This window comes from Sulfidibacter corallicola, assembly GCF_017498545.1.
GTDB classification, from domain to species: domain Bacteria; phylum Acidobacteriota; class Holophagae; order Acanthopleuribacterales; family Acanthopleuribacteraceae; genus Sulfidibacter; species Sulfidibacter corallicola.
The window spans coordinates 9,468,602-9,492,326 of record NZ_CP071793.1 but is presented as its reverse complement, the minus strand read 5'-3'; the positions used below and the strand labels follow the sequence as shown (position 1 = coordinate 9,492,326).

The 23,725-nt window shown below is 58.6% G+C and carries 20 protein-coding genes; 14 read left to right on the top strand and 6 right to left on the bottom strand.

What is annotated here, in order from left to right; translation table 11 throughout:
- Positions 1–58 precede the first annotated feature (58 nt).
- Entirely contained in the window at positions 59–1,699 is a 1,641-nt protein-coding gene (locus tag J3U87_RS28630; RefSeq protein WP_237379213.1) for a hypothetical protein, read from the bottom strand.
- A gap of 414 nt (positions 1,700–2,113) precedes the next feature.
- On the opposite strand from J3U87_RS28630, the gene gap reads away from it, so the two are divergent.
- Complete coding sequence (gap, locus tag J3U87_RS28625) at positions 2,114–3,109, top strand: type I glyceraldehyde-3-phosphate dehydrogenase (RefSeq protein ID WP_237379212.1); 996 nt, start codon at positions 2,114–2,116, stop codon at positions 3,107–3,109.
- An 84-nt stretch (positions 3,110–3,193) separates the two neighbouring features.
- Here the strand turns inward: gap and J3U87_RS28620 are convergent, their stop codons facing one another.
- Complete coding sequence (locus J3U87_RS28620) at positions 3,194–3,652, bottom strand: thioredoxin family protein (protein WP_237379211.1); 459 nt, start codon at positions 3,650–3,652, stop codon at positions 3,194–3,196.
- Positions 3,653–3,977: 325 nt separating this feature from the next.
- Between J3U87_RS28620 and J3U87_RS28615 the strand changes: the two genes are divergently transcribed.
- Positions 3,978–5,246: an APC family permease gene (locus tag J3U87_RS28615; RefSeq protein ID WP_237379210.1), complete on the top strand. Its 1,269-nt coding sequence runs from the start codon at positions 3,978–3,980 to the stop codon at positions 5,244–5,246.
- A gap of 29 nt (positions 5,247–5,275) precedes the next feature.
- Here J3U87_RS28615 and J3U87_RS28610 read toward each other — a convergent pair whose 3' ends face one another.
- Genes J3U87_RS28610 through J3U87_RS28600 form a run of 3 tightly spaced genes read right to left on the bottom strand, consistent with a single transcriptional unit; the run spans position 5,276 to position 9,346 of the window.
- Complete coding sequence (locus J3U87_RS28610) at positions 5,276–6,565, bottom strand: hypothetical protein (protein ID WP_237379209.1); 1,290 nt, start codon at positions 6,563–6,565, stop codon at positions 5,276–5,278.
- 45 nt (positions 6,566–6,610) lie between these two features.
- A complete protein-coding gene (locus J3U87_RS28605) occupies positions 6,611–8,299 on the bottom strand; it encodes a hypothetical protein (protein WP_237379208.1) in 1,689 nt (562 codons plus the stop codon).
- A gap of 3 nt (positions 8,300–8,302) precedes the next feature.
- Positions 8,303–9,346 carry a CHAT domain-containing protein gene (locus tag J3U87_RS28600; protein WP_237379207.1) on the bottom strand — a complete coding sequence of 348 codons (1,044 nt, stop codon included), beginning with the start codon at positions 9,344–9,346 and terminating at the stop codon, positions 8,303–8,305.
- A gap of 1,183 nt (positions 9,347–10,529) precedes the next feature.
- Between J3U87_RS28600 and J3U87_RS28595 the strand changes: the two genes are divergently transcribed.
- The 12 genes from J3U87_RS28595 (at position 10,530) to J3U87_RS28540 (ending at position 22,846) form a co-directional block, all read left to right on the top strand.
- A complete protein-coding gene (locus J3U87_RS28595; protein ID WP_237379206.1) occupies positions 10,530–12,293 on the top strand; it encodes a DEAD/DEAH box helicase in 1,764 nt (587 codons plus the stop codon).
- Between the two features lie 155 nt (positions 12,294–12,448).
- Positions 12,449–12,931: a Na+/H+ antiporter subunit E gene (locus J3U87_RS28590; RefSeq protein WP_420038330.1), complete on the top strand. Its 483-nt coding sequence runs from the start codon at positions 12,449–12,451 to the stop codon at positions 12,929–12,931.
- A gap of 132 nt (positions 12,932–13,063) precedes the next feature.
- On the top strand, positions 13,064–13,396 hold the full coding sequence (locus J3U87_RS28585; RefSeq protein WP_237379204.1) for an MrpF/PhaF family protein: 333 nt from the start codon (positions 13,064–13,066) through the stop codon (positions 13,394–13,396).
- A complete protein-coding gene (gene mnhG / locus J3U87_RS28580) occupies positions 13,389–13,751 on the top strand; it encodes a monovalent cation/H(+) antiporter subunit G (RefSeq protein WP_237379203.1) in 363 nt (120 codons plus the stop codon). The genes J3U87_RS28585 and mnhG overlap by 8 nt, the downstream gene beginning before the upstream one ends.
- Entirely contained in the window at positions 13,748–13,993 is a 246-nt protein-coding gene (locus J3U87_RS28575) for a hydrogenase subunit MbhD domain-containing protein (protein ID WP_237379202.1), read from the top strand. Before mnhG ends, J3U87_RS28575 begins: the two co-directional genes overlap by 4 nt.
- The gene (locus J3U87_RS28570; protein ID WP_237379201.1) at positions 13,990–14,826 is read left to right on the top strand and encodes a Na(+)/H(+) antiporter subunit B; all 837 of its coding nucleotides are present in this window, start codon (positions 13,990–13,992) and stop codon (positions 14,824–14,826) included. The genes J3U87_RS28575 and J3U87_RS28570 overlap by 4 nt, the downstream gene beginning before the upstream one ends.
- A 2-nt stretch (positions 14,827–14,828) precedes the next feature.
- The gene (locus J3U87_RS28565) at positions 14,829–15,269 is read left to right on the top strand and encodes a cation:proton antiporter subunit C (RefSeq protein ID WP_237379200.1); all 441 of its coding nucleotides are present in this window, start codon (positions 14,829–14,831) and stop codon (positions 15,267–15,269) included.
- On the top strand, positions 15,269–16,804 hold the full coding sequence (locus J3U87_RS28560) for a monovalent cation/H+ antiporter subunit D family protein (RefSeq protein WP_237379199.1): 1,536 nt from the start codon (positions 15,269–15,271) through the stop codon (positions 16,802–16,804). Before J3U87_RS28565 ends, J3U87_RS28560 begins: the two co-directional genes overlap by 1 nt.
- A 145-nt stretch (positions 16,805–16,949) precedes the next feature.
- Positions 16,950–18,428 carry a monovalent cation/H+ antiporter subunit D family protein gene (locus tag J3U87_RS28555; RefSeq protein WP_237379198.1) on the top strand — a complete coding sequence of 493 codons (1,479 nt, stop codon included), beginning with the start codon at positions 16,950–16,952 and terminating at the stop codon, positions 18,426–18,428.
- Positions 18,425–18,736, top strand: a complete 312-nt coding sequence (locus tag J3U87_RS28550; RefSeq protein WP_237379197.1) for a hypothetical protein — start codon at positions 18,425–18,427, stop codon at positions 18,734–18,736. Before J3U87_RS28555 ends, J3U87_RS28550 begins: the two co-directional genes overlap by 4 nt.
- Entirely contained in the window at positions 18,720–20,537 is a 1,818-nt protein-coding gene (locus tag J3U87_RS28545) for a Na(+)/H(+) antiporter subunit D (protein ID WP_237379196.1), read from the top strand. The genes J3U87_RS28550 and J3U87_RS28545 overlap by 17 nt, the downstream gene beginning before the upstream one ends.
- 530 nt (positions 20,538–21,067) lie before the next feature.
- Complete coding sequence (locus J3U87_RS28540; protein ID WP_237379195.1) at positions 21,068–22,846, top strand: serine hydrolase domain-containing protein; 1,779 nt, start codon at positions 21,068–21,070, stop codon at positions 22,844–22,846.
- 252 nt (positions 22,847–23,098) lie between these two features.
- Here the strand turns inward: J3U87_RS28540 and J3U87_RS28535 are convergent, their stop codons facing one another.
- Positions 23,099–23,692 carry a hypothetical protein gene (locus J3U87_RS28535; RefSeq protein WP_237379194.1) on the bottom strand — a complete coding sequence of 198 codons (594 nt, stop codon included), beginning with the start codon at positions 23,690–23,692 and terminating at the stop codon, positions 23,099–23,101.
- Between the last annotated feature and the right edge of the window lie 33 nt (positions 23,693–23,725).

Genomic DNA, 23,725 nt, shown 5'->3' with positions numbered 1-23,725 from the left:
TCGGCGGAGTCACCCGCTGGTGGAAAAGATGCTCGCCGAAACGGCGGCCCACGTTTGTCTAGATCGTCCAGCGTTGGGGAACGATGAGTTTGGCGGTCATCAACGCATCCAGATCGGCAGGCGGCAACGCCAGGTCCGCTGGTGATGTCGCCGATACTTCCAAGACGCGAAGCGCTTTGGCCATGTGCGGTTCCAATTGAGAGACGAGGACTTCGCCCGACGCGTCGCGACGCAGCGCGATCGTGGGTTGGGTCTGCACGCCGGACGGCATGTCGATCTGGGTGAATTCCAAATGGCGAAGGACCGGCCAGGTGGTTTGCAGCAACGTGACATCCGGTGCAAGGGCGAGCTCGGACCCACCGGGCTCGGGCTCGAGCGTCAGGACCGCGGCGTCGGCCTGAGGCGCGTGCACGCAGGCCGCTTCGAATCTGGCGAGGTCCGCGGCCTGGCCGGGATGGTGCCGGGTCAACCAGTCGGTGAAGCGCAGACCGATGCCGCGCCGCTCCGGCCGTTCCGCGTGGGCGAAGGCGGTGACCTGCGCTGCGCGGTGATCGGCATCGGCTTCGCCGAGCAGATGCCAGGCGTTGGGACAGGCCGATGCGATGCCGGCCTCGATTTGGCGGGCGCTCAGGCCCAGTCCGTCCGGGAGGGGATACCCTACCGCGAATACGTCTTCGGGATCGGGCATGTAATATTCTTCGTGAAGAGCGCGGTAGGTGGCGATCGCTTCGGCCAAGCCGGTCTCGTCGGGGTTGGCTGCCAATCTGTCCAGTGCGCGATCCAGCTCGCCATGTAATTCGCCCTCGGTTTCCTCCATGACTTCGAAGAGCCGCCAGGCCACGTCCTGGACTTTCCACAGGGCTGGGTTCGCCGGCCAGGGCGATGCCGAGCCAGTGCCGCATAGCCAATCCATGACCGTTTCGATGCGCGTGATCAGGCTATCCAGGTCCGCATGCCGGCCGCGATCGGGGTGATGAAATTGCGTCACATAGCGGGCGAAGGCCTCGCTGTTCAGTCGGCGTGCCTGAGCTGCGGCGTAGGCCAAACCGTCGCTGCACAGATCCAATGCGGCCCAGGGCCTGGCGATGGGTCGGCCCAAACGCAGGGTCTTGGTGACCGCGTCCAGCTCTCGCGTCACGAATTCCCGGCCCTGCGCCATCCAGGACGCCGCGTCCGGGTCCCGTTCGAGCGGGCCCTGCATGGCGGCTTCCTCACATGCGCGACAATAGCGGCCGAACAGGGGACCGGCGCCGGCGTGATCGGGGCATCGCCGCAGGCCCGCTTCATCGAAGAAATAGAATAGCGCCACCGGCAACAGCTCGGAAAGGCGGGCGGCGGTCGCGTGAAAGAGGTTCGAGGCACCGGGTCGCCAGGCGAAGCCCACGAGGCCGTGACAAAGTTCGTGAGCGGTCCACTTGGCCCGATGCCCGGGATGGAAGCTGCCGATCATCACGTCGTTGCGGAACCCCTGGTATTTACTTTCCGGCAGGACGCCGGCCTGCCAGTCCCGGACGCTGCCCAGGTCGGGTCGGTCGGCCGGCAACCAGTGCTCGGGGGCCGGCATGGCCACGCGGTATTCGAAATGGCTCAGGAACAACCCGCTTGCCGCGGCGAGACGGCCGACCGCGGCCGCTGCGGGTGAGCGCCGTAATTCGTGATCGGCGGCTCCTGCAATGGAAAAAGATGTCGGTGTGGTCAACGCGTCCTCCCGGCAACGCAAACTGTGCCTATTCTCGCGCATCGCGACGTTGGAGGAAAGCCCGGGGCCACTGGTGACGATCTTTATTTTGAGCTTTTTACGAAAAATTAACGACCGTATGTCCTGGCGTTTCACGAGATAGGCGATGGGCCGACGCGCACCCCGCACCGGGGATGCGTGTGCGGCGCGGTCGAATGGAATTTTTTCCCTTCCGACGCGTGGCACGAGCCTTGGCGGCGCGGGACCCGCCGCGTCCCGCTGCGGCACCAAAAAGCGACCTGAAACCGTGGCATCGCCGTGGGGCCTGTGCTAGCATCGCGGTGATCCCAATGAGCCTGTTCACGTTCTTCATTCCCCCCACGAAATCCGCCCAGGGAAGGACCCCCTCCCGATGGGTAACTAGGAGGCAAGCCAATGACGATTCGCATCGCCATCAACGGTTTTGGCCGCATCGGCCGCGCCGTCACCCGCATCATTTCCCAAAGCGATGATATCGAGCTCGTCGCTATCAACGACCTGACCGAACCCGCGCAACTCGCGCACGCCCTGAAGTACGATTCCATTTTTGGACGCATGGAAGGGGTTCATGCCGAAGGCGACCTGTTGGTGACCCCCAAGTATCGCGCTCGCGTCACCGCCATCAAGGACCCCGCCGAAATCGATTGGGCTTCGCTCAAGGTGGATTTTGTCATCGAATCGACCGGCCGTTTTCGGAAACGCGCCGAAATCGCCAAACACCTCGCCGGTGGTGCGGATCGGGTCCTGTTGTCGGTACCCGCCAAGGATGCCCTCGATGCGACCATCGTGTTCGGTGTCAACGACCACGAATTGACCGGTTCCGAAAAACTGGTTTCCAACGCGAGCTGCACCACCAACGCGGCAGCGCCCGTCGTGAAGGTCATTCAAGACGCTTTCGGGATCGAGAAAGGCTTCATCAACACCATTCACGCCTACACCAACGATCAGCGCCTGATGGACATGCCGCACAGCGACTGGCGCCGTTCTCGCGCCGCCGCGGTCAACGTCATTCCCACCAGCACCGGTGCCGCCAAGGCCGTCGGCAAGGTGATTCCGGCCCTCGAGGGCAAGTTGGACGGCATGGCCTACCGCGTGCCCGTACCCGATGGTTCGGTCGTGGACATGGTGCTGCAGGTTCAAAAAGAAGTGACGGCCGACGAAGTCAATGCCGCCATGAAAGAAGCCGCCGAAGGACCCATGAAGGGCATTTTGGGCTATTCCGTCGATCCCATCGTCTCGACCGATATTTTGGGGAATCCCCACAGCTCGATCTTCGATTCGCCACTGACCCAGGTACTCGACGGCAATTTCGTCAAGGTCGTGACCTGGTACGACAACGAGTTCGGTTACAGCAACCGCATGGTCGACTTGATTCGCAAACTCGCCGGCTGAGGCTCCATCGGTCGACCTGTCCATGAAACACACCGCCGTTTTCTCGCGAAGACGGCGGCCTTTTCCTGCTCGCTTGGCCTGTATTTATCGTTCCAGTTGGGTCAGGAAGCGTTCCGGTTCGAACGTGAGATCCAGGTGGCGCTTCATGGTACCTTCGCTGTCGAGAATCAGTAGGTTGGGAAAACCGCTGACCTTGTATTTCTCGGCGAACGCGGTGCCGGCCTCGGACTCGTATTCGATGCGGGCAAACACGAAATCTCGTTGGACGGCCGCGCGCACGCGCGCGTCGCTCAACACCTTTTCGTCGAACTTGCGGCAGGAGGCGCACCAAATCGCCGAGAGATCGGCGAGCACCAGTTTGTTTTCGGCTTTGGCTTTGGTGAGCGCCTGTTCCAGGCTGAGGATTTCCAGGCCGGTGGCTTCCACCGCCTGTCGACCCCAGTGACTTTGAAGGGCGACGTTGCCGAAATAGGCGACCAGCACCACGCCGACATAGAAACCGATTTTCACGTATTTTTTCTGCATCAGAGATTCCTCGTTCATCTTTGTCAAGTATCCATTCCGTGGCGGCGACCCTTCCGCGACCCGGTGGCACAACCTGGCGCACACGACCGCGGTATCGGGTCGATCCCGGCGAACCGTTTCGACGAACCGCCCGATCGGCATGACGATCGGAGCGTGGCCCGAACCTGAAACCCTAAACAGCAATAGCCTAACCTCGATTCGGGTTTTTGGAAAATTTGCGATCGTGACGGGATTCGATGAATTCGATCCCTGCGTTGGTGTCGAGTGGGGGGACTGCCTCGGCCATCACGGGTGAGATCCGGTTCGGTTTTCCGTCGTCTTTCGTGGGGAAAAAGGAGCACCCTTGAGTTCAAATCAGCAGCGTGCCCAACTGTTGCGGGAATTGGGGCCGTTCGGCGCCGTTCTGATGGGCCTGGGTTCCATTTTGGGAACCGGCGTGTTCGTGTCAGTGGGCCTGGTCGTGATCCAAGCCGGCGGCTGGGTGTTGCCGGCCACCCTGGCCGCGGCCTTTCTGGCGTTGTGTAACGCGCTCAGCAGCGCCCAACTCGCGGCCAACCACCCCACCTCCGGAGGGACCTACGCATACGGAACCCGATACCTCGGCCCCTGGCCGGGGTTCATGGCCGGGTGGCTCTTTCTCTTGGCCAAGAGCTTCTCCGCGGCGACGGCGGCGCTGGGATTCGCCGGCTACCTCGCCGTCGTGTTCGAGATCGAACACCCCGCCTTTCAAACCGCTGTCGCGGTGACGGTGGTCGTCCTGGTGACGGCCCTGGTGGTCAGCGGCCTCAAGCGCTCCAACTTCGGCAACACCCTGATCGTGGGATTTTCCGTGTTGGTTCTGGCCTGTTTCGCGGGTTATGGGTTTTTCTTCGCACCGGAGAGTGCGGTCAGTTCCTGGTCGATCGAAGGTGAGGAGGCGTCCCTGCCGGTGTTCCTGCAGGCCACGGCCCTGATGTTCGTGGCGTACACCGGGTACGGCCGTATCGCCACGTTGGGGGAGGAGGTCGCCGATCCCCGCCGCAACATTCCCCGCGCCATTCTGTGGACCCTTGCCTTTTCGGCCTTGCTCTACGGCGCGATCGCCTGGAACCTCGCCACCGTGCCGCGCGAGTGGTTGGCGGCGAACCCCGCGGCGCCACTGGAATCGGTGGCGATGCGTTGGGAGTCGCCGCTGTTGGCCGGTTTGATCGCGCTCGGCGCCGCCACCGCGATGATCGGGGTGTTGCTCAATTTGGTCCTGGGTCTCTCGCGCGTCCTGTTCGCCATGGGGCGCGAGGGCGACATGCCGCGGGTTTTCGGCCAGGTGACCGCGTCGCGCTCCCCACGTGCCGCCATTCTGGGGATGGGCGCGATCGTGTTGGCGATGGTGTTCATCGGCAACGTGGGCACGACCTGGTCGTTCAGCGCGTTCACGGTGTTGGGATACTACGCCGTCACCAACGCCAGCGCTCTGAAATTGACCTCCTCCGAGCGCCTCTATCCCCGCCTGTTCTCTTGGCTGGGTCTGGTCGGTTGCCTGGGCCTCGCGTTCTGGGTGGAGGTGCGGATCTGGGTCATGGGCCTGAGTTTGATCGGGCTCGGCGCCCTGTGGCGATTGGCGATGCGCCGCTGAGGAATCTCGGGGAATGCTCGAGGAACGGCTTAGAACAAGCTGTTGATTTCCTTGGACAACTCGGTTGCTTCGTCTTGTAGTACCTCGGGGTAATGGTCCGGGTGGAAGGCCTTTTGGAGGGAGGTCTTGCAGGATCTGTATTTGCGGGTATCCACCTCACGACAGCGACGAACGAACTTCTTGGTTCGATCGATAAAACCGTCGCCCTTCTTGGTGTGCGCGTTCTTCTGGTAGCGCAGATCCAAATTTTGGCGCTCCAGTTCTCTTTTTTGGGCTTCCAGTTCGGATATCTGACAGTTGTAGCGCTCGCACTGTTCCCTGGCATGGGATAACTCGTGACTGAGCCTGCCGATGACGGTTTGGGCCTCTTGATGATGGCGTGCCTGCTGCTTGAATCGGTTATTGAGTTTAACGCGACCGCGGTAGGTGAATGACAGGAGTAGCGAGATGGTCACGAGAAGGATCAGCAACCCATAGGTCGGTAGCTCGATCTCGGGTGGCGAATCTTGGGCGGGAGCTGGTTCCGGTGCCGAAAGTGCTGTCTTTTCGAGCACAAGCTCTGGCCTGGCCGCCGCAAGTCGTTCACTTGGAACTGCATTCGATTTCGCTGTGTCGGGCTCTTCTAATTTGGTCTCGTATGCGGAGGATCGAGCCTTTGACGCGAGTGTTTGAGGTGTGGTTTGAACTTCGCTCACGGTTTCGACGGAATCAGAGTTCTCATGTTGGAGGTCGGTGACGAAAAGCGGATTCGTAACAAGGGGCAGGTCTTCGGGGCTCGAGTCGACCTCCTGGGTGGCGTTTGGATTGGGTTTGGTTTCCGGGTTGGCACTAGGCGATCTGGGTTCCGGGATGGGGACCATCGTTTCCTGGTCGGACTCTCGTTCGAGGATAGCTCCGAAGTCAAACGGGAGCTTTTTACCCGCCGATTTGGGAGACCGAAAGATCCGAATGCTGGAATGCGTGATGTGGTAGATCGCCTCTAGTTTTCGGTTATAAAACTGGGCCACTATAACCGAGCGCCGCTTCTCGAACAAATCGAATCGATGCAAACCGGAGCGCCATTTCTTCTTGCCTTTGTCTCGTTGGTTCATGTAGAGGTGTAGCAGGTGCCAATAGGTATCCTGATGATCCAGATCTTCGAAAAAGTGGGCTGGATTGACTAGGTCTGCCCCGGTTTTTAAGAGCATTTTCCGGGTCTTCTTGGGTTTGATGTTCCATCTCAGTCCCGAAAATGTGCGTTCGAGATTATTGGAGGAGACAATCGATTCACCGAAGTCGAGAGTAAATACGGACAGCGCGATCAACAGGAATATCTTCATTTCCAGCCTACCTTAAACGAATCCGATTCGATAGAGATTGGCAAATCAGGCGAAGGTCCCGTCCTTTCGTTTGATCTCTTTCAAATGATGCCGGATGAATCGAATCGCTCGCTCGGCGTTGGTGGAGGGGCTCAGTGTTTCTTCAAGCGACATTTTGTTGAAGGCGTCCTCGCCGAAGTGGTTGGAAAAGCTGTCGGCTTTTTTGGGTGGCGGAAGTTTTTTAATCGCAGTATCAACTTGAAGGTTGATGTCGTTGATTGTCTTCTTGTCCACCAACGCCACTTCGATCGCATCTCCATTTTGAACTGCCAAACGGAAGATAAGTGTTTGTGTTTCCATGTTCGAAGTGAATACGTAATGTTGATCGACAATTTTGGTGGAGACACTGACCACATTTTGAAGGTAGTATTCCTCAGTTTCGACACCTGATAACGTGTCGTTGATCGAGTCGTAGAAAAATCCATATGCGGCAATATGAGTGTCGGTCAGGAACAGTAATTGAACAAAATAGACGGCATAGATGGGTTGCTTGGCGGATGTGACTTGATAGGCTCCGAGGAAGCTCCGGGGCACCGTCGATAACTTGATCCGATGAGGCTGTTGAATCCCACCCCATTCCACGATGTTGATACAAGATAGATCGCGCGTTTGGCTTTCTTTTGGTAAGTCGAGTAAATCCAAAGGATCGATGTTGAGGAATTCGAGAGCCTTGTATTCGACTTCTTGCAGTTGCTGGTTTAATCGAATGAAAATCCTGCTTGGATCGTAACGGTTCGCCGGTATGGATCGGATGAGGTTGGTGTTCTCCGTGTGGTAAGTTTGGATCAATTGCTCTAAATAGGCGAGTTTGGTTGCGGACTTTTTGATGCAATAGTAGAGGAGGCTGCCGTACGCGGCGCAGTAGGGAATGATTGGCGTCAAGATTGCTGTACTACCGCTCTGTTTCGAAATAATTAATCCGCCGATTAGTGCGGGGAAAAGAATGAATATAGATATTAACATGATCGAGACAAGAAATGCTGTTAAGCCAGAATCTCTTCTTCCTGGGTTATTACATCGATCTTTTTGGGTATGGTTCGTTCTCTGAAAAATTTCGAAAATATTGTGATATACCATGCCAATTGCCGCTAGAAAGACAAGTCCCCGATGCTCCCCGGAAATCAATGAGACGATCGTTAGAGTGGCGAAGACAGCGGCTATGCCAAGATAGATCTTCAACCGGATAATCCTGTTACGTTCCTCTTGCGCCCGCTTGGATTCGCTTCTGAGAACACGCTGGTGGGTATTTGCCAAACACCGACGGCTAGGTCTGAAGAAGTAATCCCAACGCAATATGCTTTCTTTGTTTGTCAAGGCAAGTCGATCCCAGCCATTGATGAAAGATCGGCCAGACCGTTCGTGCTTGAACTCGGTATCGGCGGGCTCGAACAGTGTCTCGAAGACAAAGTAATCCCATAATCTTTCGCTCAGCCCGCTTTGGCAGGGTTTCCACATTTCGATGGCTCTGCCGTTTGTGACGATAAGGTAACTATGGGGTTCGTCGCCATAATAAGTTACCATTCGCCATTTTTCATTCGGGATCTCACAAAACATGTGTGTTCTTTCACCGATGTATGCTCCTGCATTGCCAAGCGCCTGGAGTAAGCTTTCCTTGGGTTCATAGGGTAAGCCTGGGAGATCGAATACTGCAAAATGAGTGATAAACGCTGGATCCAATTGTGTTTTCTGAAACATATTCTATCCTTGAATGCCCTGTGTTGAGTCGATGGGGCAATTGATAGTCTCCAAAAGGTGTAGATATTTATGCTGGGGCCTACAGGATTTTGCGATCCGGACGAGTCGACCAAGGGATGGCTGGACGGGTATTTTAATCGCGTTGGTTTGATAAAATCTTTTCTGCAGAATCAATAAGAATAGCGCCGCTGTCTTTTCCGTCTCCGCATCTTCCAAGGCGTTCAGGAGCCGCGACTCGATTTGGCCCAGTAACCGTCGCGGCAGGAATCTCGGATCTCGATCCGCCAACAGACCGAAGGCATGGAGCAGGCAGAGATTTGGATTGGAAGGATCTTCGGCCAGCTTCTCGGAAAGTGCGGCCAGGGCGCTGGCGTATTTTTGTTGACGGATGTTGCTTTCGATCGACGCGTACAGGGAACTTCCGCTTTTCCGGCTGTTTTCGATTGCCTCATTGACGTGCAGCACCGGCACGCGATGTCCTGGCAGACCGCACATCTGGATGGCATTCCGGGCGACTGCGAACGCTTTTTCGATGGATGTGCCCGAACCCAAGGCGTCGTAGAACGCCGCGCTGAATTCGATGGCGGCGTTTTGTTGAACGACGTCGTTCATGCCGATCACATACCGGATATATTTCGATATTTCAGCGGCTTGGGTTTGTGAGTAGCACGACGTCAGGACCACGCATCGAACCGAATCCGCAAAGATGCGGAAGAAATCGGTCAGGGCTCGGGTGGAGACCACTTGCATCTGTTCCGCCTTGTCTTGAAACACGATGCCTCGCGTTCCTTTGCCATGACCGTAGAACTGCAGGATGACCGGACCTTCGCCGTGCTCGAGCATGATGCGACGCAGGCACGAAGGATGGGCGGCCGGGCGGAGATCCAAGGAGAGACCGTTGCGATTCGTGGCCAGTTTGAGACTGTCTTTCAGCTCGCGATAGAGCCGGTCCAAGAGAACCTCACTCAAGTGTCCGTCTGGATTCGCGGACACTAACAATATCGATGTCTTCATGGCTTCCTCAATGAGTATCTGTTGAGTCGTCATACCCTGATTTGAGTACACATTGGCGTGATCTATCGTATGGTCGCTAATGGTATGAAGTGAGTACTTACACTATCTAAAAATAGTTGAGATCACAACGATCCCGACCTTCCCCGATTAAATCAGGAAGCCACGAAGGAAGGAATGCATGAAAATCTTAGGTGAAGGCGCACTCTGGACTAGATCGAAAAGGGCAGTTAGCACTTCGCTACCATACCGAGAGTGACGAGAAAAGCACGATATGGAATCCTCATGTGGAATCTCATGAGAATCAAAATGGAAATATCGAAATCGTAATAAAGGAATGCATTTCTTCGATGATATTGCAAGAGAATCAGGAGTAGTCGAACGATCGTTTGTGAGAGCTTATCCGGTGATGTGATATATGTCAATATGAAATTATTGGAAGAGTGGGCTTTTTCGGTAAAAAAATGTGAATGTAATGCTCGATGTAAAAAATGATTAATTTGTTAAAAAAAACTCATGAATGGAGTGAACCTTCTTGGCGTAAGAGTCTCTATAGTTGAATGGGTATCTGAAAGCTCGCACTTTTTTCGCTCTAAGGATAGTAAAGCCGCCATCGTCGAGGGGGGCCCTGCCGATGATCCCGGGTGGGCCTGCACGGGGTGATGTCACCGAGGGCGGTGTGACTGCTGCCATTTTTTCAGGAGGAGGAAAAGTTCATTCCACCAGGCGTGGCTTCTGCCGAAAAAGGGTCACGGTGGCCCGAATGCGAGGGTCTCGGTGGCAAACGATCTGCCGGCCTCCGTGCTTCCCGGAGATACTTTGCGGATGGAGCACCCTTGGAACATGGGCTTTATCGCCCTTCGCGGACCGGTTGCGGAATCTTTGTTGGTGCTTGGGCTTGCGGGAATGTGTTAGAATACCGCGGTTTCGGGTTCGTGTAATTGGGAATAGATATCAATCTCATGCTGGGCGAATGGGAGCGAGACAATTCCCGGCTTCCCGGTCACGCAACCCTCCATCGAAGTAAACCCTCGTACCTGTCTTCCAACGGCTGGTCAGTATGGTTCTTTCACTTTGCCCAGAGCCGTTTTTCGGAGTATCCAAGCCGCCCATGAAGACACGAGACCAAACGACCGTAGCGGGCCGCCCGCGTGCTGGGATCTGCATGCGACCCGGGGGGATCCAGCCCGAGCCGGATCGAGTTTTTTTAGGAATGTAGATGAACGAACAAGAAGAACAAACCCCGAGTTTTGCGGACCTGGGGCTGAGTGAATCGCTGCTTGCGGCCTTGGATGCCGTGGGCTACGAATCGCCTTCGCCGATTCAGGCGCGCATGATTCCACATGTCATGGAAGGTAGGGACGTGGTTGGCCAGGCCCAGACCGGGACCGGCAAGACGGCGGCGTTCGCCTTGCCTCTGCTGTCTCGGTTGGATTTGAGCCTCAAATCCCCACAGGCACTGGTCTTGACGCCGACGCGTGAACTGGCCATCCAGGTGGCCGAGGCGTTTCACCGCTACGCACATCATCTGAAGGGCTTTCACGTCTTGCCGATTTACGGCGGGCAGGCCTACGAGGGGCAGCTACGGCACCTGAAACGCGGCGTTCACGTCGTGGTCGGCACCCCCGGCCGGGTCATGGATCACATGCGGCGCGGGACCTTGGACGTGTCGGGCCTGTCCAGTCTGGTATTGGACGAAGCCGACGAAATGTTACGCATGGGCTTCATCGACGACGTCGAATGGGTTTTGGATCAAACCCCACCCGAGCGCCAGATCGCCCTGTTCTCGGCGACCATGCCGCGCGAGGTTCGCCGTATCGCTGAACGGCACCTGACCGATCCGGTGGAAGTGACCATCGAGGTCCGTACCACCACCGCCGAAACCATCCGCCAACGGTTCTGGATGGTGAGCGGCCTCCACAAGTTGGATGCCCTGACCCGCATTCTCGAGGTGGAAGAATTCGACGGCATGATGATTTTCGTGCGCACCAAAACCGCCACTCTGGAAGTGGCGGAAAAGCTCCAGGCACGCGGGTTCGCCGCCGCCGCGCTCAACGGTGATCTGGCCCAGAAGGATCGCGAACGCCGCGTTGAACGGCTGAAATCCGGCAAACTGGATATTTTGGTGGCCACCGACGTGGCCGCGCGCGGCTTGGACGTGGAGCGCATCAGCCACGTCGTCAACTACGACATTCCTTATGATACCGAAGCCTATGTGCACCGCATCGGCCGAACCGGCCGCGCCGGCCGCAGTGGCGAGGCGATCCTCTTCGTGTCCCCGCGCGAACGCCACCTGCTGCGCGCCATCGAGCGCGCCACCCGCCAGCGCATCGATCGGATGTCGATGCCCTCCACGGACGTGGTCAACGACAAGCGGGTCACGCGGTTCAAGGAACAGATCAACGAGACCCTGGGGCTCGACGGACTGACCCAAATGCGCGACATCGTCAGCAGCTACGTGGAGGAGAAAAACATCCCCGCGCTGGATGTGGCTGCGGCGCTGGCGATCATGGTCCACGGCGATCGGCCGCTTCTGTTGGACCCCGAGCCGGTTTTCGAAAGACCACCGCGCGATTTCCGCGACGATCGGCCGCAGCGTCGCGATCGAAACCGCCGCACCCGTCCGCCCGATGCGGGCATGGCGCGCTTCCGAATCGAAGTCGGCCACGTACACGGCGTCAAGCCCGGCCAGATCGTCGGTGCCATCGCCAACGAAGTCGGGTTGGACAGCAAGCACATCGGATACATCGACATCTTCAACGAATTCAGTACGGTGGACCTGCCGGAGGCCACCCCGCGCGATGTCCTGCGCCATTTGAAGAAAGTGCGCGTGGCCGGTCAGGCGATGCGCATCAGCCGCCAGGAGGCGGGCGATGGAAGACCGCACCGGGGCAGAGGATTCAAACACGGTGGGCATCGCGACAAGACGGGTCGCCCACCCGATCGCAAAGTCAAGAAATTCAAAGGTAACAAGAAACCATGACCCAAGGGGCCGCCCATCGAGGCGGCCCTTTTTTTGCCTGGGTGGCCCGAACCCATTAGCCGTTGCATTATTTCCCGAATCGCCTAAAATGGCCCTCGGAACGATGTGTTTCTGCCCCCAGTTTCATTTATTTCGTCAGCGGGTCTAGCCAGATGATGGGCCGTTTGCTTACCTTCTCTTTTCTGTTCGTGCTTTGGATGGTTTTTTCGGGTCAATTCGATTCGTTTCACCTGGGCATGGGTGTCGTTTCGGCCGCGCTGGTCACCGGCTTCACCGGTGCCTTCCACAGTGGCGGTACGGTGAAGGGCGCCTACGACAGATTGGGTCGTTTTCCGAAGTTGATCGGCTATTTCGTTTGGTTGGTGCTCGAGGTCTTCAAAGCCAACCTGCACGTGTTCACGCTTGCCTTTCGTCCCAATGTGCATGAGGCGCTGGATCCCCAGGTGATTCGTTTCAAGACCTCGCTCAAGACCGATTTCGCCAAGTTCGTCCTGGGGAATTCGATCACGCTCACCCCGGGTACGGTGACCTTGATGATCGAGGGGGACGAGTTCGTGGTTCACGCCATTACCCGGCAGGCCGCCGCCGATTTGCCTGGAGAAATGGAACGGCGGGTGGCGGAGGTGTTCGAGGCCTGAGCCGACCCGCCCGTCACGACGACAAGGCTCGCGCTTTTTGGCCCGGTTCGAGGTTTTCGACCGGATTCCCGATCTGCCCGCGGTCATCTCTCGATTCAATTTTGGAAACCCACTCTTCAACCGGAACCCTTCATGGAAAACGCTTACCTGGAAACCTTTTTTATCGGTGTCGGCTGCACGCTGTTTTTGCTGATGTTCCTGGTGATGTACCGCATCGCCAAGGGTCCGCTGGTGATCGACCGCATCATGGGCGCCAACATCGTCGGTACCAAGACGATGTTGCTTCTGGTCCTTTTCGGGCTGATTTACGAACGCGTCGACATGTTCGTCGATCTGGCCCTGACGTACGCACTGCTGAACTTCATCGGTTCGGTGGCGGTGGCCAAGTACTTCCGGCGCCAGGTGGCCCAGCGCGATGCGACCACCGACGGCACACCGCTGGAATCGGGAGGATCCCATGACTGAAGGAATGGGCATCGGCCCCATCGAGATCGTCAGTATGGCGTTGATCGGCTCGGGCGTCATTTTTTTCGCGGGCGCCGTTGCCGGCATTCTGCGCTTCCCCGATTACTATACCCGGATTCACGCGGCCGGTAAGGGCGACACCCTGTCGACCCTGTTGATCGCGCTCGGCTTCGCGGTCTACAACCTCGGCGACCTCTCGTTCCACAACATCCTCACCAGCATCAAGATCCTGATGATTTGCGTCTTCATCTTCATCACCGGCCCGACGACGACCCACGTCCTGATGGAGGCCGGCTACGCGCTCGGCTTCAAGCACTGGAAAAAGGACGGCGACCAAGAGGAGGAGGAACCGTGATCTGGCAGTTCGACCTCATCATTCTGGTGTTCCTCGTGATTACCTCGCTGATTGCCCTGCGGGTCCGCGACCTGATGTCCGCCGCGATGATCCTGGGGGTCTATTCCTTTTTGATGTGCCTGCTGTGGGCCGAAATGGGCGCGGTCGACGTGGCCTTCACCGAGGCCGCCGTGGGTGCCGGCCTCTCCACCGTCTTTCTGGTGGCGACCATCCTGAGAACTACGCGGAGGTCGAGCGATTGAAAACCATTGGTCTCTTGTCCGTCCTGTTCACCGGCATCCTGTTGATGATCGCCGTGGTGGACTTCCCCGATTGGGGCGACCCCCATTCGCCTGCCAATAGTTATCTCTCCACCCATTACATCGAGGATGTGGAAGAGGAAACGGCCGTACCCAACATGGTCACCGCGGTGCTGGCCGACTACCGCGCCTTCGACACCATGTTGGAAACCTCGGTGGTGTTCGTGGCCGGGATCGCCATCTTCGCAATCTTGCGCTCGATCGACGGTACTTCGTTGGCGGGCACGACCCGCCGGCTCCAGAGGCGTGGGCGCTCCAAGAAAGAGAAACGAAAAGGGCAGGGGCGCAACCGACGCGACGAGATGGTCGCCGCGGCCGAGCGTGAAGCGGCCAAACCCGACCTCATCGTGCAGACCACGGTGCGCCTGCTGATGCCCACCATCCAGCTTTTCGCGCTCTACGTCATCGCCCACGGGCACCACAGCCCCGGCGGCGGGTTCCAGGGGGGCGTCATCCTGGCGGCGGGCCTGATTTTGGTGGCCATGAGTTTCGGCCTGGAAAACACGCTGGCCCAGGTTCCCGAAAAGCTGAGCCTGCAGTTGGGCAACCTCGGGGTGCTGATCTTCGCCGGTACGGGCGTACTGTGCCTCCTGCTGGGCGCCAACTTCCTCGATTACCACGTGTTGGCGGCGATCTACCCGGCGACCGACGAGATCATGGCCCGCTCCCACAGCATGCTCGTCGTGGAAATCGGCGTCGGCTTCACCGTCATGAGCATGTTGTACCTGATTTACGCCAACCTTTCCTCCCACGGCGACCTGAAGAAAGGACTGTGATCATGCTTGACCTGATCATCGCCAAGTTCAACTACTGGGTCTACATCGTTCTCATGATGATCGGCCTCTATGCCATGATCGCCAAGAACAACTACATCAAGAAGCTGATCGGCATGACCATTTTCCAGACGGCGATCATGCTGTTCTACGTGTCGATCGGCGCCAAGCAAGGGGCCACCATCCCGATCATCGATCACCACGGTGATGGGGGCGACCACGGCGAGGCGGCGGAAGCCGTCGGCCATGCGGTCGAAACGGCGGCCCACGCGGCCGGCTCCCTCGACCCCGACGCCTATGTCAACCCGCTACCCCATGTGTTGATGCTGACCGCGATCGTGGTCGGCGTCGCCACCTTGGGCGTGGCGATGGCCGTCGTTCAAAAAATCCACGACCAATACGGCTCCATCGAGGAGGACGAGGTCTTGAAACGGATCAAATTGTAATGGATATCGTGCAGCAAGCGCCGATTCTCATGATTCTCTGCCCGTTTCTGGGCGCCTTCGCGGTCAGCCTGGCCGGATTGATCCAGCGACGCTGGTGCTATCCGCTGACGGTCCTGTTCACCGCCGGTTCGGCCTATGCCGGGCTCGGCACCCTGATCCAGGTTCTCCGCACCGAAGGCGGCGTCATCCGATATCGCATGGGGGGCTGGGAACCGCCGTTCGGCATCGAGTTCAGGCTCGACGCCCTCAACGCCGCCATCGCCCTGATGGTGGTCGTGGTCGCCCTGCTCGTGGCGATCTATTCACGCCAAACGGTGGCTTCGGAAACGGCGGGCAAGGAAGGGCACTTCTACACCCTGTTCCTCCTGTTGACGGTGGGCGTGTTGGGCATCAGCATGACCGGCGATGCCTTCAACCTCTACGTCTTTCTGGAAATCAGTTCGCTCTCCAGTTACGCGCTCATCGCCATGGGCCGCGGACGCGCCGCCTTCTCCTGTTTCAACTACATCATCATGGGCACCATCGGCGCTTCCTTCTACCTGCTCGGCGTCGGTTACCTGTACATCAAGACCGGCTCGCTCAACATGACCGACATCGCCCGAATCCTCCAGGAACACGGGCTGTACAGTTCCAACAGTGTGCGCATCGGGTTTCTGTTCATCCTGATCGGGGTCTGGATCAAGATGGCCTTCGTCCCGCTTCACCGCTGGCTGCCCAACGCCTACACCTTCGCCCCCTCGACCACTTCGTGCCTCGTCGCGCCATTGATGACCAAGGTCTCGATCTACGTCATGATTCGCATCATGTTCTCGGTCTTCAATCCCGAGTTCGTGTTCGGCGTCGGGCCCCGTTCGGATCTGGTGGTGTGGTTGGCGGTGATCGCCATGATGGTCGGCAGTTTCTACGCCTTGGCCAAGAACAAATTGAAAATGATGCTCGCCTACCTGGTGATCGCCGAGGTGGGTTACATGGTCGGCGGGGCCTGGCTGGCCAACGCGACGGGACTGACCGGCGCGATCTTCCACATCCTGGCCGACGGCCTGATGACCCTGGCGCTGTTCCTTGCCGCGGGCGCCATCTACTACAAGCGCAAATCCTACAACATCGTCGCCACCAAGGGGCTGTTCGGCAAGATGCCGTTCACCATGGGTGCCTTTGCCATCGCCGCCCTCTCGATGATCGGCATTCCACCCACCTGCGGGTTCTTCAGCAAGTGGTACCTGATTTCCGGCGGCATCGAGGCCGGTCATTGGGGCTTCGTGGTCGGGCTTCTGACCAGCAGCATGGTCAACGCGGTGTTGTTTTTCCGAATTCTCGAACGCGCCTACTTCGAAAAACCCGAGCTCCCCTACGAACCGGGCCGGCAAGGCAAGAACGCGCTCAACTTCGTGGAGCGGAAAGGCGTCGACGAGGCGCCGCTCACCATGCTGGCTCCATTGTGGGCCGCCAGTTTGGGTTTGGTCCTGTTGGGGGTTTACTCGGGGGTCGTGATCGATTTCATTTCTCGGTATGTCAACAGCGTGGGGTTCCAGTGATGACTTGTCGGCAAACCACTATGTATGCGTTAGATACGATGAACGTAACCCGACTGGCCGAGGGTTGGTCGGCGGCGATGCCCACCGATTGTGATCGGCGGCCGGCCAGGTGCGCCAGCGCCCACGGAAAGGGGTGTTGATCGCCATGGACACCCTCGTGATGACCTCCCAGTTGCCGTTGTACGCGGTGTTGGCCAGCGCCTTGGCGCCGATTCCCCTTATCTTGGCCGGCCGGAATCCCAACATGCGCGAGGCCGTGACCTTCGCGGCAGGCTTCCTCAAGCTGTGGTTCGTGATGAAAATGCTGCCGCCGGTGCTTGAGGGCAAGGTGCTCGAATACACGCTCTTCGAACCGGTCGCCGGCCTGCCGGTCCAGTTCCGGGTCGACGGCATGAGCATGCTGTTCGCTCTCGTGGCCTCATCCCTGTGGATCTTGACCAGCGCCTATGCCATCGGGTACATGCGCCCCTTGAAGGAGCACGCCCAAACCCGATTCTACGTCTTTTTCGCCTTTTCCCTGAGCGCCACGCTGGGCGTGGCATTCGCGGGTAACCTACTCACGCTGTACGTGTTCTACGAACTGCTGTCGATGTCGACCTACCCCTTGGTGACCCATCACCAGGATGCCGAAGCGCGCGGTGGTGGTCGCCGGTACCTGACCTACCTGTTGGCGACCTCGGTGGGCCTGGTTTTGCCGGCCATGCTGTTTTGTTACCTCAAATCGGGCGATATGACGTTCGCCGCGGGCGGCTTTCTGGCGGGCAAGGTCACACCGACCGAGGCGCTCGTGTTGCTGTTGATGTTCGTGTTCGGCTTCGCCAAAGCCGGTGTCATGCCGTTCCACGGATGGTTGCCGGGCGCGATGGTCGCGCCGACCCCGGTCAGCGCATTGCTCCATGCCGTGGCCGTGGTCAAGGTCGGGGTGTTCTGCATCCTGCGTGTCGTGACCGGCGTCTTCGGCCTGGATTTCCTCGAGCAGCTCGATCTGGGCCTGGTGGTCAGTTTCATCGCCGGGTTCACCGTGATCTGCTCTTCACTGATCGCCCTCAGTCAGGACAACCTCAAGCGGCGCCTGGCGTTTTCCACCGTCGGGCAGCTTTCCTACATCATATTGGGTGCCTCGCTGCTGTCGGACCTGGCCGTCAAGGGCAGCATGGCCCACATCGCCATGCACGCCTTCGGCAAGATCACGCTCTTCTTCTGTGCCGGTGCCATCTACGTCGCCACCAAGAAAAAGTACATCAGCGACATGGTGGGCATCGGCCGTCGCATGCCGATCACCATGGTCTGTTTCCTGATCGGCAGCATGAGCGTCATGGGCCTGCCGCCGACGGGCGGATTGATCAGCAAATTGCACCTGCTGCTCGGCGCACCCGATTCCGGGCGATGGTGGCTGATGCTGTTCTACGTCGTCAGCACCCTGCTCAACGGGGCCTATCTGCTGCCGATCGTGTTTCGCGCCTTTTTCAAGACCGGCAAACACTTCGATGCCGGCACCGAAGTCCAGGAAGCGCCGATGTTCTGCCTCGTGCCGCTGACGTTGACGGCGATCGGCTCGATTCTGTTGTTTTTCTTCCCGCATTTGGTCTTTGAATTGGCTTCTCTGATGGTGGAGGGATCATGAGCGAGGAAACCCGCGAACAAGAAACCGTGGCCACCCCGCCTGCCGCGCCGAAACACGGTGGATTCGATCCGGGGCTGATCCGCAAGTTGTGGATCGCCTTGGGGGTGGCCTGTGCCTTGCCCGTGATCGCCGAGCTGTTTGTCGACCGTCACCACGGACACGGGGAACACTTTCCCGTCGATTGGGGATTCGGGTTCTACGCGGTATTGGGGTTTCTGGCCTGTGCCGGCTCGATCCTGTTGGCCAAGGGATTGGGGCTCTTCCTGAAAAAAAACGAGGATTACTACGATCATGATGAACCTTCATAATCTGCCACCCTCGGCCATTTTGATCTTCGGCGCCCTTCTTTTGCCGCTCATGCCGAAGCAGCTCCGCAACCTGTGGTGTGTGGTGTTGCCGGCCGCCGCGTTCGTGTGGGTTTGGCAGGTGCCTCTGGGGCACGAGTTCGCGATATCGTTCCTCGATTTTCAGTTGGAATTGGTGCGGGTCGACCGCCTCAGCAAGGCGTTCGGATACATTTTCACCCTCAACGCCACCATCGGCCTGATCTACGCCTTTTACGTCAAGCGCTGGGCCCATCACGCGGCGGCCCTGATCTACATCGGCAGCTCCCTGGGCGTCGTGTTCGCCGGGGACCTGATCACCCTTTATTTCTATTGGGAAGCGATGGCGGTGTTCTCCACCTTCCTGATCCTCTTTCGCGGCCTCGAAGGCTCGAAAAAAGCCTACGGGGCGGCCTTGCGCTACGTGCTGGTTCACGTGGCCGGCGGCCTGCTGCTCGTCATGGGGCTGTGCATCTGTTACCAAAAGAACGGCGGCGACCTGACCTTTTCCGCCGAATTGTTCAAGGACCCCCATCTGGGCTCCTGGCTGGTCCTGGTCGGCTTTCTGGTCAATGCCGCGGCCTGGCCGTTGAGTGCCTGGTTGCCCGACGCCTATCCCGAGGCAACCGTGACCGGCGGCGTCATCTTGAGCGCCTACACTTCCAAAACCGCGGTGTATACGCTGTTGCGCGGGTTCCCGGGGTACGAGATCCTGATTCCGCTGGGCTGTATCATGGCGATGTACGGCATCATCTACGCGCTGCTGGAAAACGACATGCGGCGCATCCTGGCCTACAGCATCGTCAACCAGGTCGGCTTCATGGTCGTCGCCGCGGGCATCGGCTCCGAATGGGCGATCAACGGCGCGGTGGCCCACGCTTTTTGTCACATCATCTACAAGGCGCTTTTGTGGATGTCGGCGGGGGCCGTGCTCTACATGACCGGCAAGAGTCGATGTACCGACTTGGGCGGGCTCTACCGTTACATGCCGTGGACGATGGTGTTCGGCACCATCGGGGCCCTGGCGATTTCGGCGGTCCCGGGCACCAGCGGATTCACCAGTAAGTCGTTGACCATCCACGCGGCCGAACAGGCCCACTTGTTCTGGCCTTGGCTGGTTCTGGAAGTGGCCTCGGCGGGTGTGTTCCTTCACGCGGGCATCAAGTTCCCGTACTTCGTGTTCTTCGCGAAGGTCAAGGATTGGACGCTCGAGAAGGCCGATATCGGCGAGCCGCCTTGGTGCATGCGCATCGGCATGGCGCTGATGGCCTTCCTGTGCATTTTCCTGGGCGTCTACCCCGAGCCCATGTACGCCATCCTGCCGTACCAGGACGTGTTTCAAACCGATCCTTATCAGGTGTTTACCGCAGGGCACCTGGTTTCTCAGTTCCAGTTGTTGATGTTTTCCGGTCTGGTCTTCTTCCTGATGCTGCCCATGCTGCGGCGAACCAACACCATCGCGATTGACACCGATTGGCTCTATCGCAGGATCGTTCCGATGTTCTACCGCTTTACCGATTGGAGCCTGAACGGCATCAATCGGTGGACGGCCGCCTTGGTGGTGGACCGCCTCATTCCCCGTTTGAACCATTTCTTCGCCAGGGGACCCTATCGCGTGTGGGTTCGCGTCAATATGCCGTTCGCGCGGTTGAATCGCAGCATGGGCGAAGTCGAGGAGTTCTCGGCTCGGCGTTTCTTCTACCGTCAAGCCATGTTGGGGATCCTGCCGATTGGCGTCACCGCGTTTTTGGCGGTGGTGGGCCTGCTCATCCTCTTTTTCGCCTAGGTGCCGTCGTTTCCGCTTCCAAAGAGGGTCGTGTTGTCTGCCGGTCGGGCTGGTGATCAGGTTGCACGGCGACGCTACCTGACGGGGAAACCAAGCGGTGTGGATCACGCCGCGAGAGTCGACCATCAAGGATGGAAAACGGATCTGGGGGACCTCGGCGTCGGCGCCTTCAGCCAAGATCGCTGAAGCTTCCTGGTTCGGGCCCCGCGATGGTCGAAACAGGTTCGTTGAGGTCGGCTTCACGGTGATCCGTCAAAAACCGTGGAGCTGCTCCTCCTGCCCGCGTCCTTCCGAGGGGACCGCCTGTGGATCGGTCCCGGTCGAGGGGCGTCGGCACTGCGGTCGCCGGTCTCTGTAACCGGTGTTTGGTAGACCTGACAGTGTGGTAGTCAAACCTTACGTGATTTTGCAATGCTTGAATCGTAAAGGTAAATAAACGAGATGTTTACATGGTGGTTTGCGAATTGCCTCTACCGGTGGCATTCCCGAAAGACGGGGTGATTTGCACACGGAACCCAAGGAGTTTCCCCATGATCTACCATCGATTTACGTCTTATTTGTACGACCGCTCCAAGTTGATGCTACTCGCGATCTTGTGGCTGGGTGGTTCGGCCGTTGCCGACCATCGCGCCTATTTTCCTCATTTCACCTTTCGCGACAACCTGTGGCAAACCCAACTGGTTTTGACCAACACGACCTTTCTGAACACGGATGTGCGGCTTCGCGCCTATTCGGACGAAGGCGACCTGGTGGGCGAAACGTCCTTTCGCCTGGGCGCGGCGGCATCCAAGGTCGCCGATGTGCAGGACTATTTTGGTTCGATGACCGTCGATCGCGGCTGGGTGGAAGTGGTGTCCGAACCTGGCCGTGTCGAAGGTGTCGTGGTGTTCGGCAACACGGCGACGGGGGGCACTACCAGCCTGCCGATGGAGACGCAGGCCGATCAGGGGCTGCTGTTTTCATTCGTGCCGCACGACGCGGATCGCGAGAGCGGCATCGTATTGATGAACCCCGACGACCGCTTCGCGACCGTGGTTTTCGTCATGGTGGACATGGCGACCGAGCAACGCCAGGTGCGGGTGCGGACCTTGGCACCGCGTAGCCGCATGGTCACCATGATCGAGGACCTCTACGAAATGACACCACCGGCCCACGCCCGTTTGGAGGTCAAGAGTTCACGCGACGTCGTGGGATTCGGGCTCACCTTCCACGAGGGAGCCAAGCAGATCGTGGCGGTGCCGGCGAAGCCTTGGCGGATCACGGATAAACAGGCCTCCATCGAAATGGATTGGAAGGCGGTCTTGGGAGACACGCCCATCGGCGGAGCCGCATTGGCGGTGCACCGGGGCGGCCAGCCCGAATTGGCGGCCGCGGCCGGTCTCGCGGATATGTTCACCGGTGAGGCGTTCACCACCGAGCACGCGAGCTCGATTGGCAGCATCACCAAAACCTTCGTCGCCACCTTGGCCATGATGCACGTGGAAGAGGGACGCCTCAGCCTGGACCAGACCTTGGATACCTGGGTCCCCGAAGTGCCCCATGCCGACCGGATCACGGTGGAGATGATGCTCAATCATTCGAGCGGCATCGCCGAATACGGTACGCAACCATATGTAGGTGCACTTCTCGAACGTGATTTCGAGGATGTGTGGGATCCGCGCGAACTGCTCGCCTTTGCGCTGGCTGAGCCGCCGGTATTCGAGCCTGGCACCCAATACAGCTACTCCAACACCAACTTTCTGTTGCTGGGCATGATTCTCGAGCAGGTCGGTGGGCAACCGCTCGCGGCCCAATTGCGTGCACGCATCATCGACCCTTTGGACATGACGCAGACCTACCTGCGCGGCTTCGAAGAACCGGTTCAACCCCATGCCCGGGGGTTCATCTGGGATCCTCAAAACCTGCTGGGTTTGGGTGAAATCGTCGACACCCACAACATGGTCCACGGGAGCAGCAGCTTTGCGGATGGGGGAATGGTCTCGACCCCCTCCGATCTCAACCGGTTCATTCGTGCGCTGGTGGGCGGTGAACTCCTGCGGGAGGAGACCTTGGCGCGGATGCTGACGCCCAGCAAGCACTCACCCTTCTACGCGCTCGGCATCACCCTCAACGACGATGGCGCACCGGACGAGGCGACCGTGGGTCACGACGGTGCCTTCGTTTATGGGGTCGCCAACATGGTCTACTTTCAAGACTACGATCTGGCGCTTTCCGTCACGCTCGATGTGTACCCGCTCGACGACCAGTACCTGATCCACGTGCTTTCTTCGGCCATGTCGTTGGGCAAAGTCATGGCGTTGATGCCGTAAGGGGCAGAGAGGCTCACGCCACGAACGTTTTAGAGAGGACGCGAATCCTTTTGGGCTCGCGTCTCTCGCGTTTTACGGCTGCGTGCGATCACCCGCGTTCAGGTATCTCGTATCCGTCTTTGCGCATTTCCTGTATGGCTTTTTTGAAACAACGTTGCTCGGAGTCCCCGAATGCCGAGAGATTCGTCGTGCCAGGTAGGTTCAGCCGCCGGCTGAACTTGCCGAAGATCGGAATGCGTCATGCCGCCAGGCTCATTCGACCGTGGAGTGGTAGAACCCATGGCGCAGGTCCACGAGCGCCTGTTGCAAGGCCTGCCCGTGGAGCACGCCCGTCCGGGAGATGGGATGTTCCGTGATGCATGGGACGGGAATGTGGCGCCGTTTCAGCGTCTCCATGAGCCTCCACCAGAGAAAGCTACCCTCGAAGTGGTTGGGTGGCGCCTGGCCCGTCAATCGGGTATGGAACGCTTCGGAGACCAGAATCGCCTCGATGTGGTGCGTCTCCTCTTGACGATGGGCCATGTCCCGTATCGTCTGATGGTTGAGGGCCAGCCGCTCACTCAGCATCTGGGCGTAGAGCAACACGTAACTGGGGTCCTCGCACAACAGGATCTCCATTCGTTGGATCTCCAACGCCTTTTGGAGTGCCTGGGCTTTCTGAGCGTCCAGGCTGTGGTTGCGCGTCGTCGAGGCGCCTCGCTGTCGGTGTGGTGGGCTCCATTGCGTCGAAGGCAGGCTGAAATGGGACAGAGGGGCGATTTCGGGAACTTCGAAGCGGTAGAATCGCGGGTCGATTTGGAAGGGTTCCTCCCAATCGTGAGGGACGTGCGCTTTGAGAAAGGACATGAGGACTCACCAGAAAGGACGAAGAAAAGCATT

Bases quoted from the DNA above. Each gene is read 5' to 3' on its own strand.
- J3U87_RS28565 (WP_237379200.1), top strand. From the start codon at position 14,829: ATGCTTGACCTGATCATCGCCAAGTTCAACTACTGGGTCTACATCGTT.
- J3U87_RS28540 (WP_237379195.1), top strand. From the start codon at position 21,068: ATGATCTACCATCGATTTACGTCTTATTTGTACGACCGCTCCAAGTTG.
- J3U87_RS28605 (WP_237379208.1), bottom strand. From the start codon at position 8,299: ATGTTTCAGAAAACACAATTGGATCCAGCGTTTATCACTCATTTTGCA.
- J3U87_RS28585 (WP_237379204.1), top strand. From the start codon at position 13,064: ATGGAAAACGCTTACCTGGAAACCTTTTTTATCGGTGTCGGCTGCACG.
- gap (WP_237379212.1), top strand. From the start codon at position 2,114: ATGACGATTCGCATCGCCATCAACGGTTTTGGCCGCATCGGCCGCGCC.
- J3U87_RS28610 (WP_237379209.1), bottom strand. From the start codon at position 6,565: ATGAAGATATTCCTGTTGATCGCGCTGTCCGTATTTACTCTCGACTTC.
- J3U87_RS28550 (WP_237379197.1), top strand. From the start codon at position 18,425: ATGAGCGAGGAAACCCGCGAACAAGAAACCGTGGCCACCCCGCCTGCC.
- J3U87_RS28535 (WP_237379194.1), bottom strand. From the start codon at position 23,692: ATGTCCTTTCTCAAAGCGCACGTCCCTCACGATTGGGAGGAACCCTTC.
- J3U87_RS28595 (WP_237379206.1), top strand. From the start codon at position 10,530: ATGAACGAACAAGAAGAACAAACCCCGAGTTTTGCGGACCTGGGGCTG.
- J3U87_RS28560 (WP_237379199.1), top strand. From the start codon at position 15,269: ATGGATATCGTGCAGCAAGCGCCGATTCTCATGATTCTCTGCCCGTTT.
- J3U87_RS28545 (WP_237379196.1), top strand. From the start codon at position 18,720: ATGATGAACCTTCATAATCTGCCACCCTCGGCCATTTTGATCTTCGGC.
- J3U87_RS28555 (WP_237379198.1), top strand. From the start codon at position 16,950: ATGGACACCCTCGTGATGACCTCCCAGTTGCCGTTGTACGCGGTGTTG.
- mnhG (WP_237379203.1), top strand. From the start codon at position 13,389: ATGACTGAAGGAATGGGCATCGGCCCCATCGAGATCGTCAGTATGGCG.
- J3U87_RS28590 (WP_420038330.1), top strand. From the start codon at position 12,449: ATGGGCCGTTTGCTTACCTTCTCTTTTCTGTTCGTGCTTTGGATGGTT.
- J3U87_RS28620 (WP_237379211.1), bottom strand. From the start codon at position 3,652: ATGAACGAGGAATCTCTGATGCAGAAAAAATACGTGAAAATCGGTTTC.
- J3U87_RS28600 (WP_237379207.1), bottom strand. From the start codon at position 9,346: ATGACGACTCAACAGATACTCATTGAGGAAGCCATGAAGACATCGATA.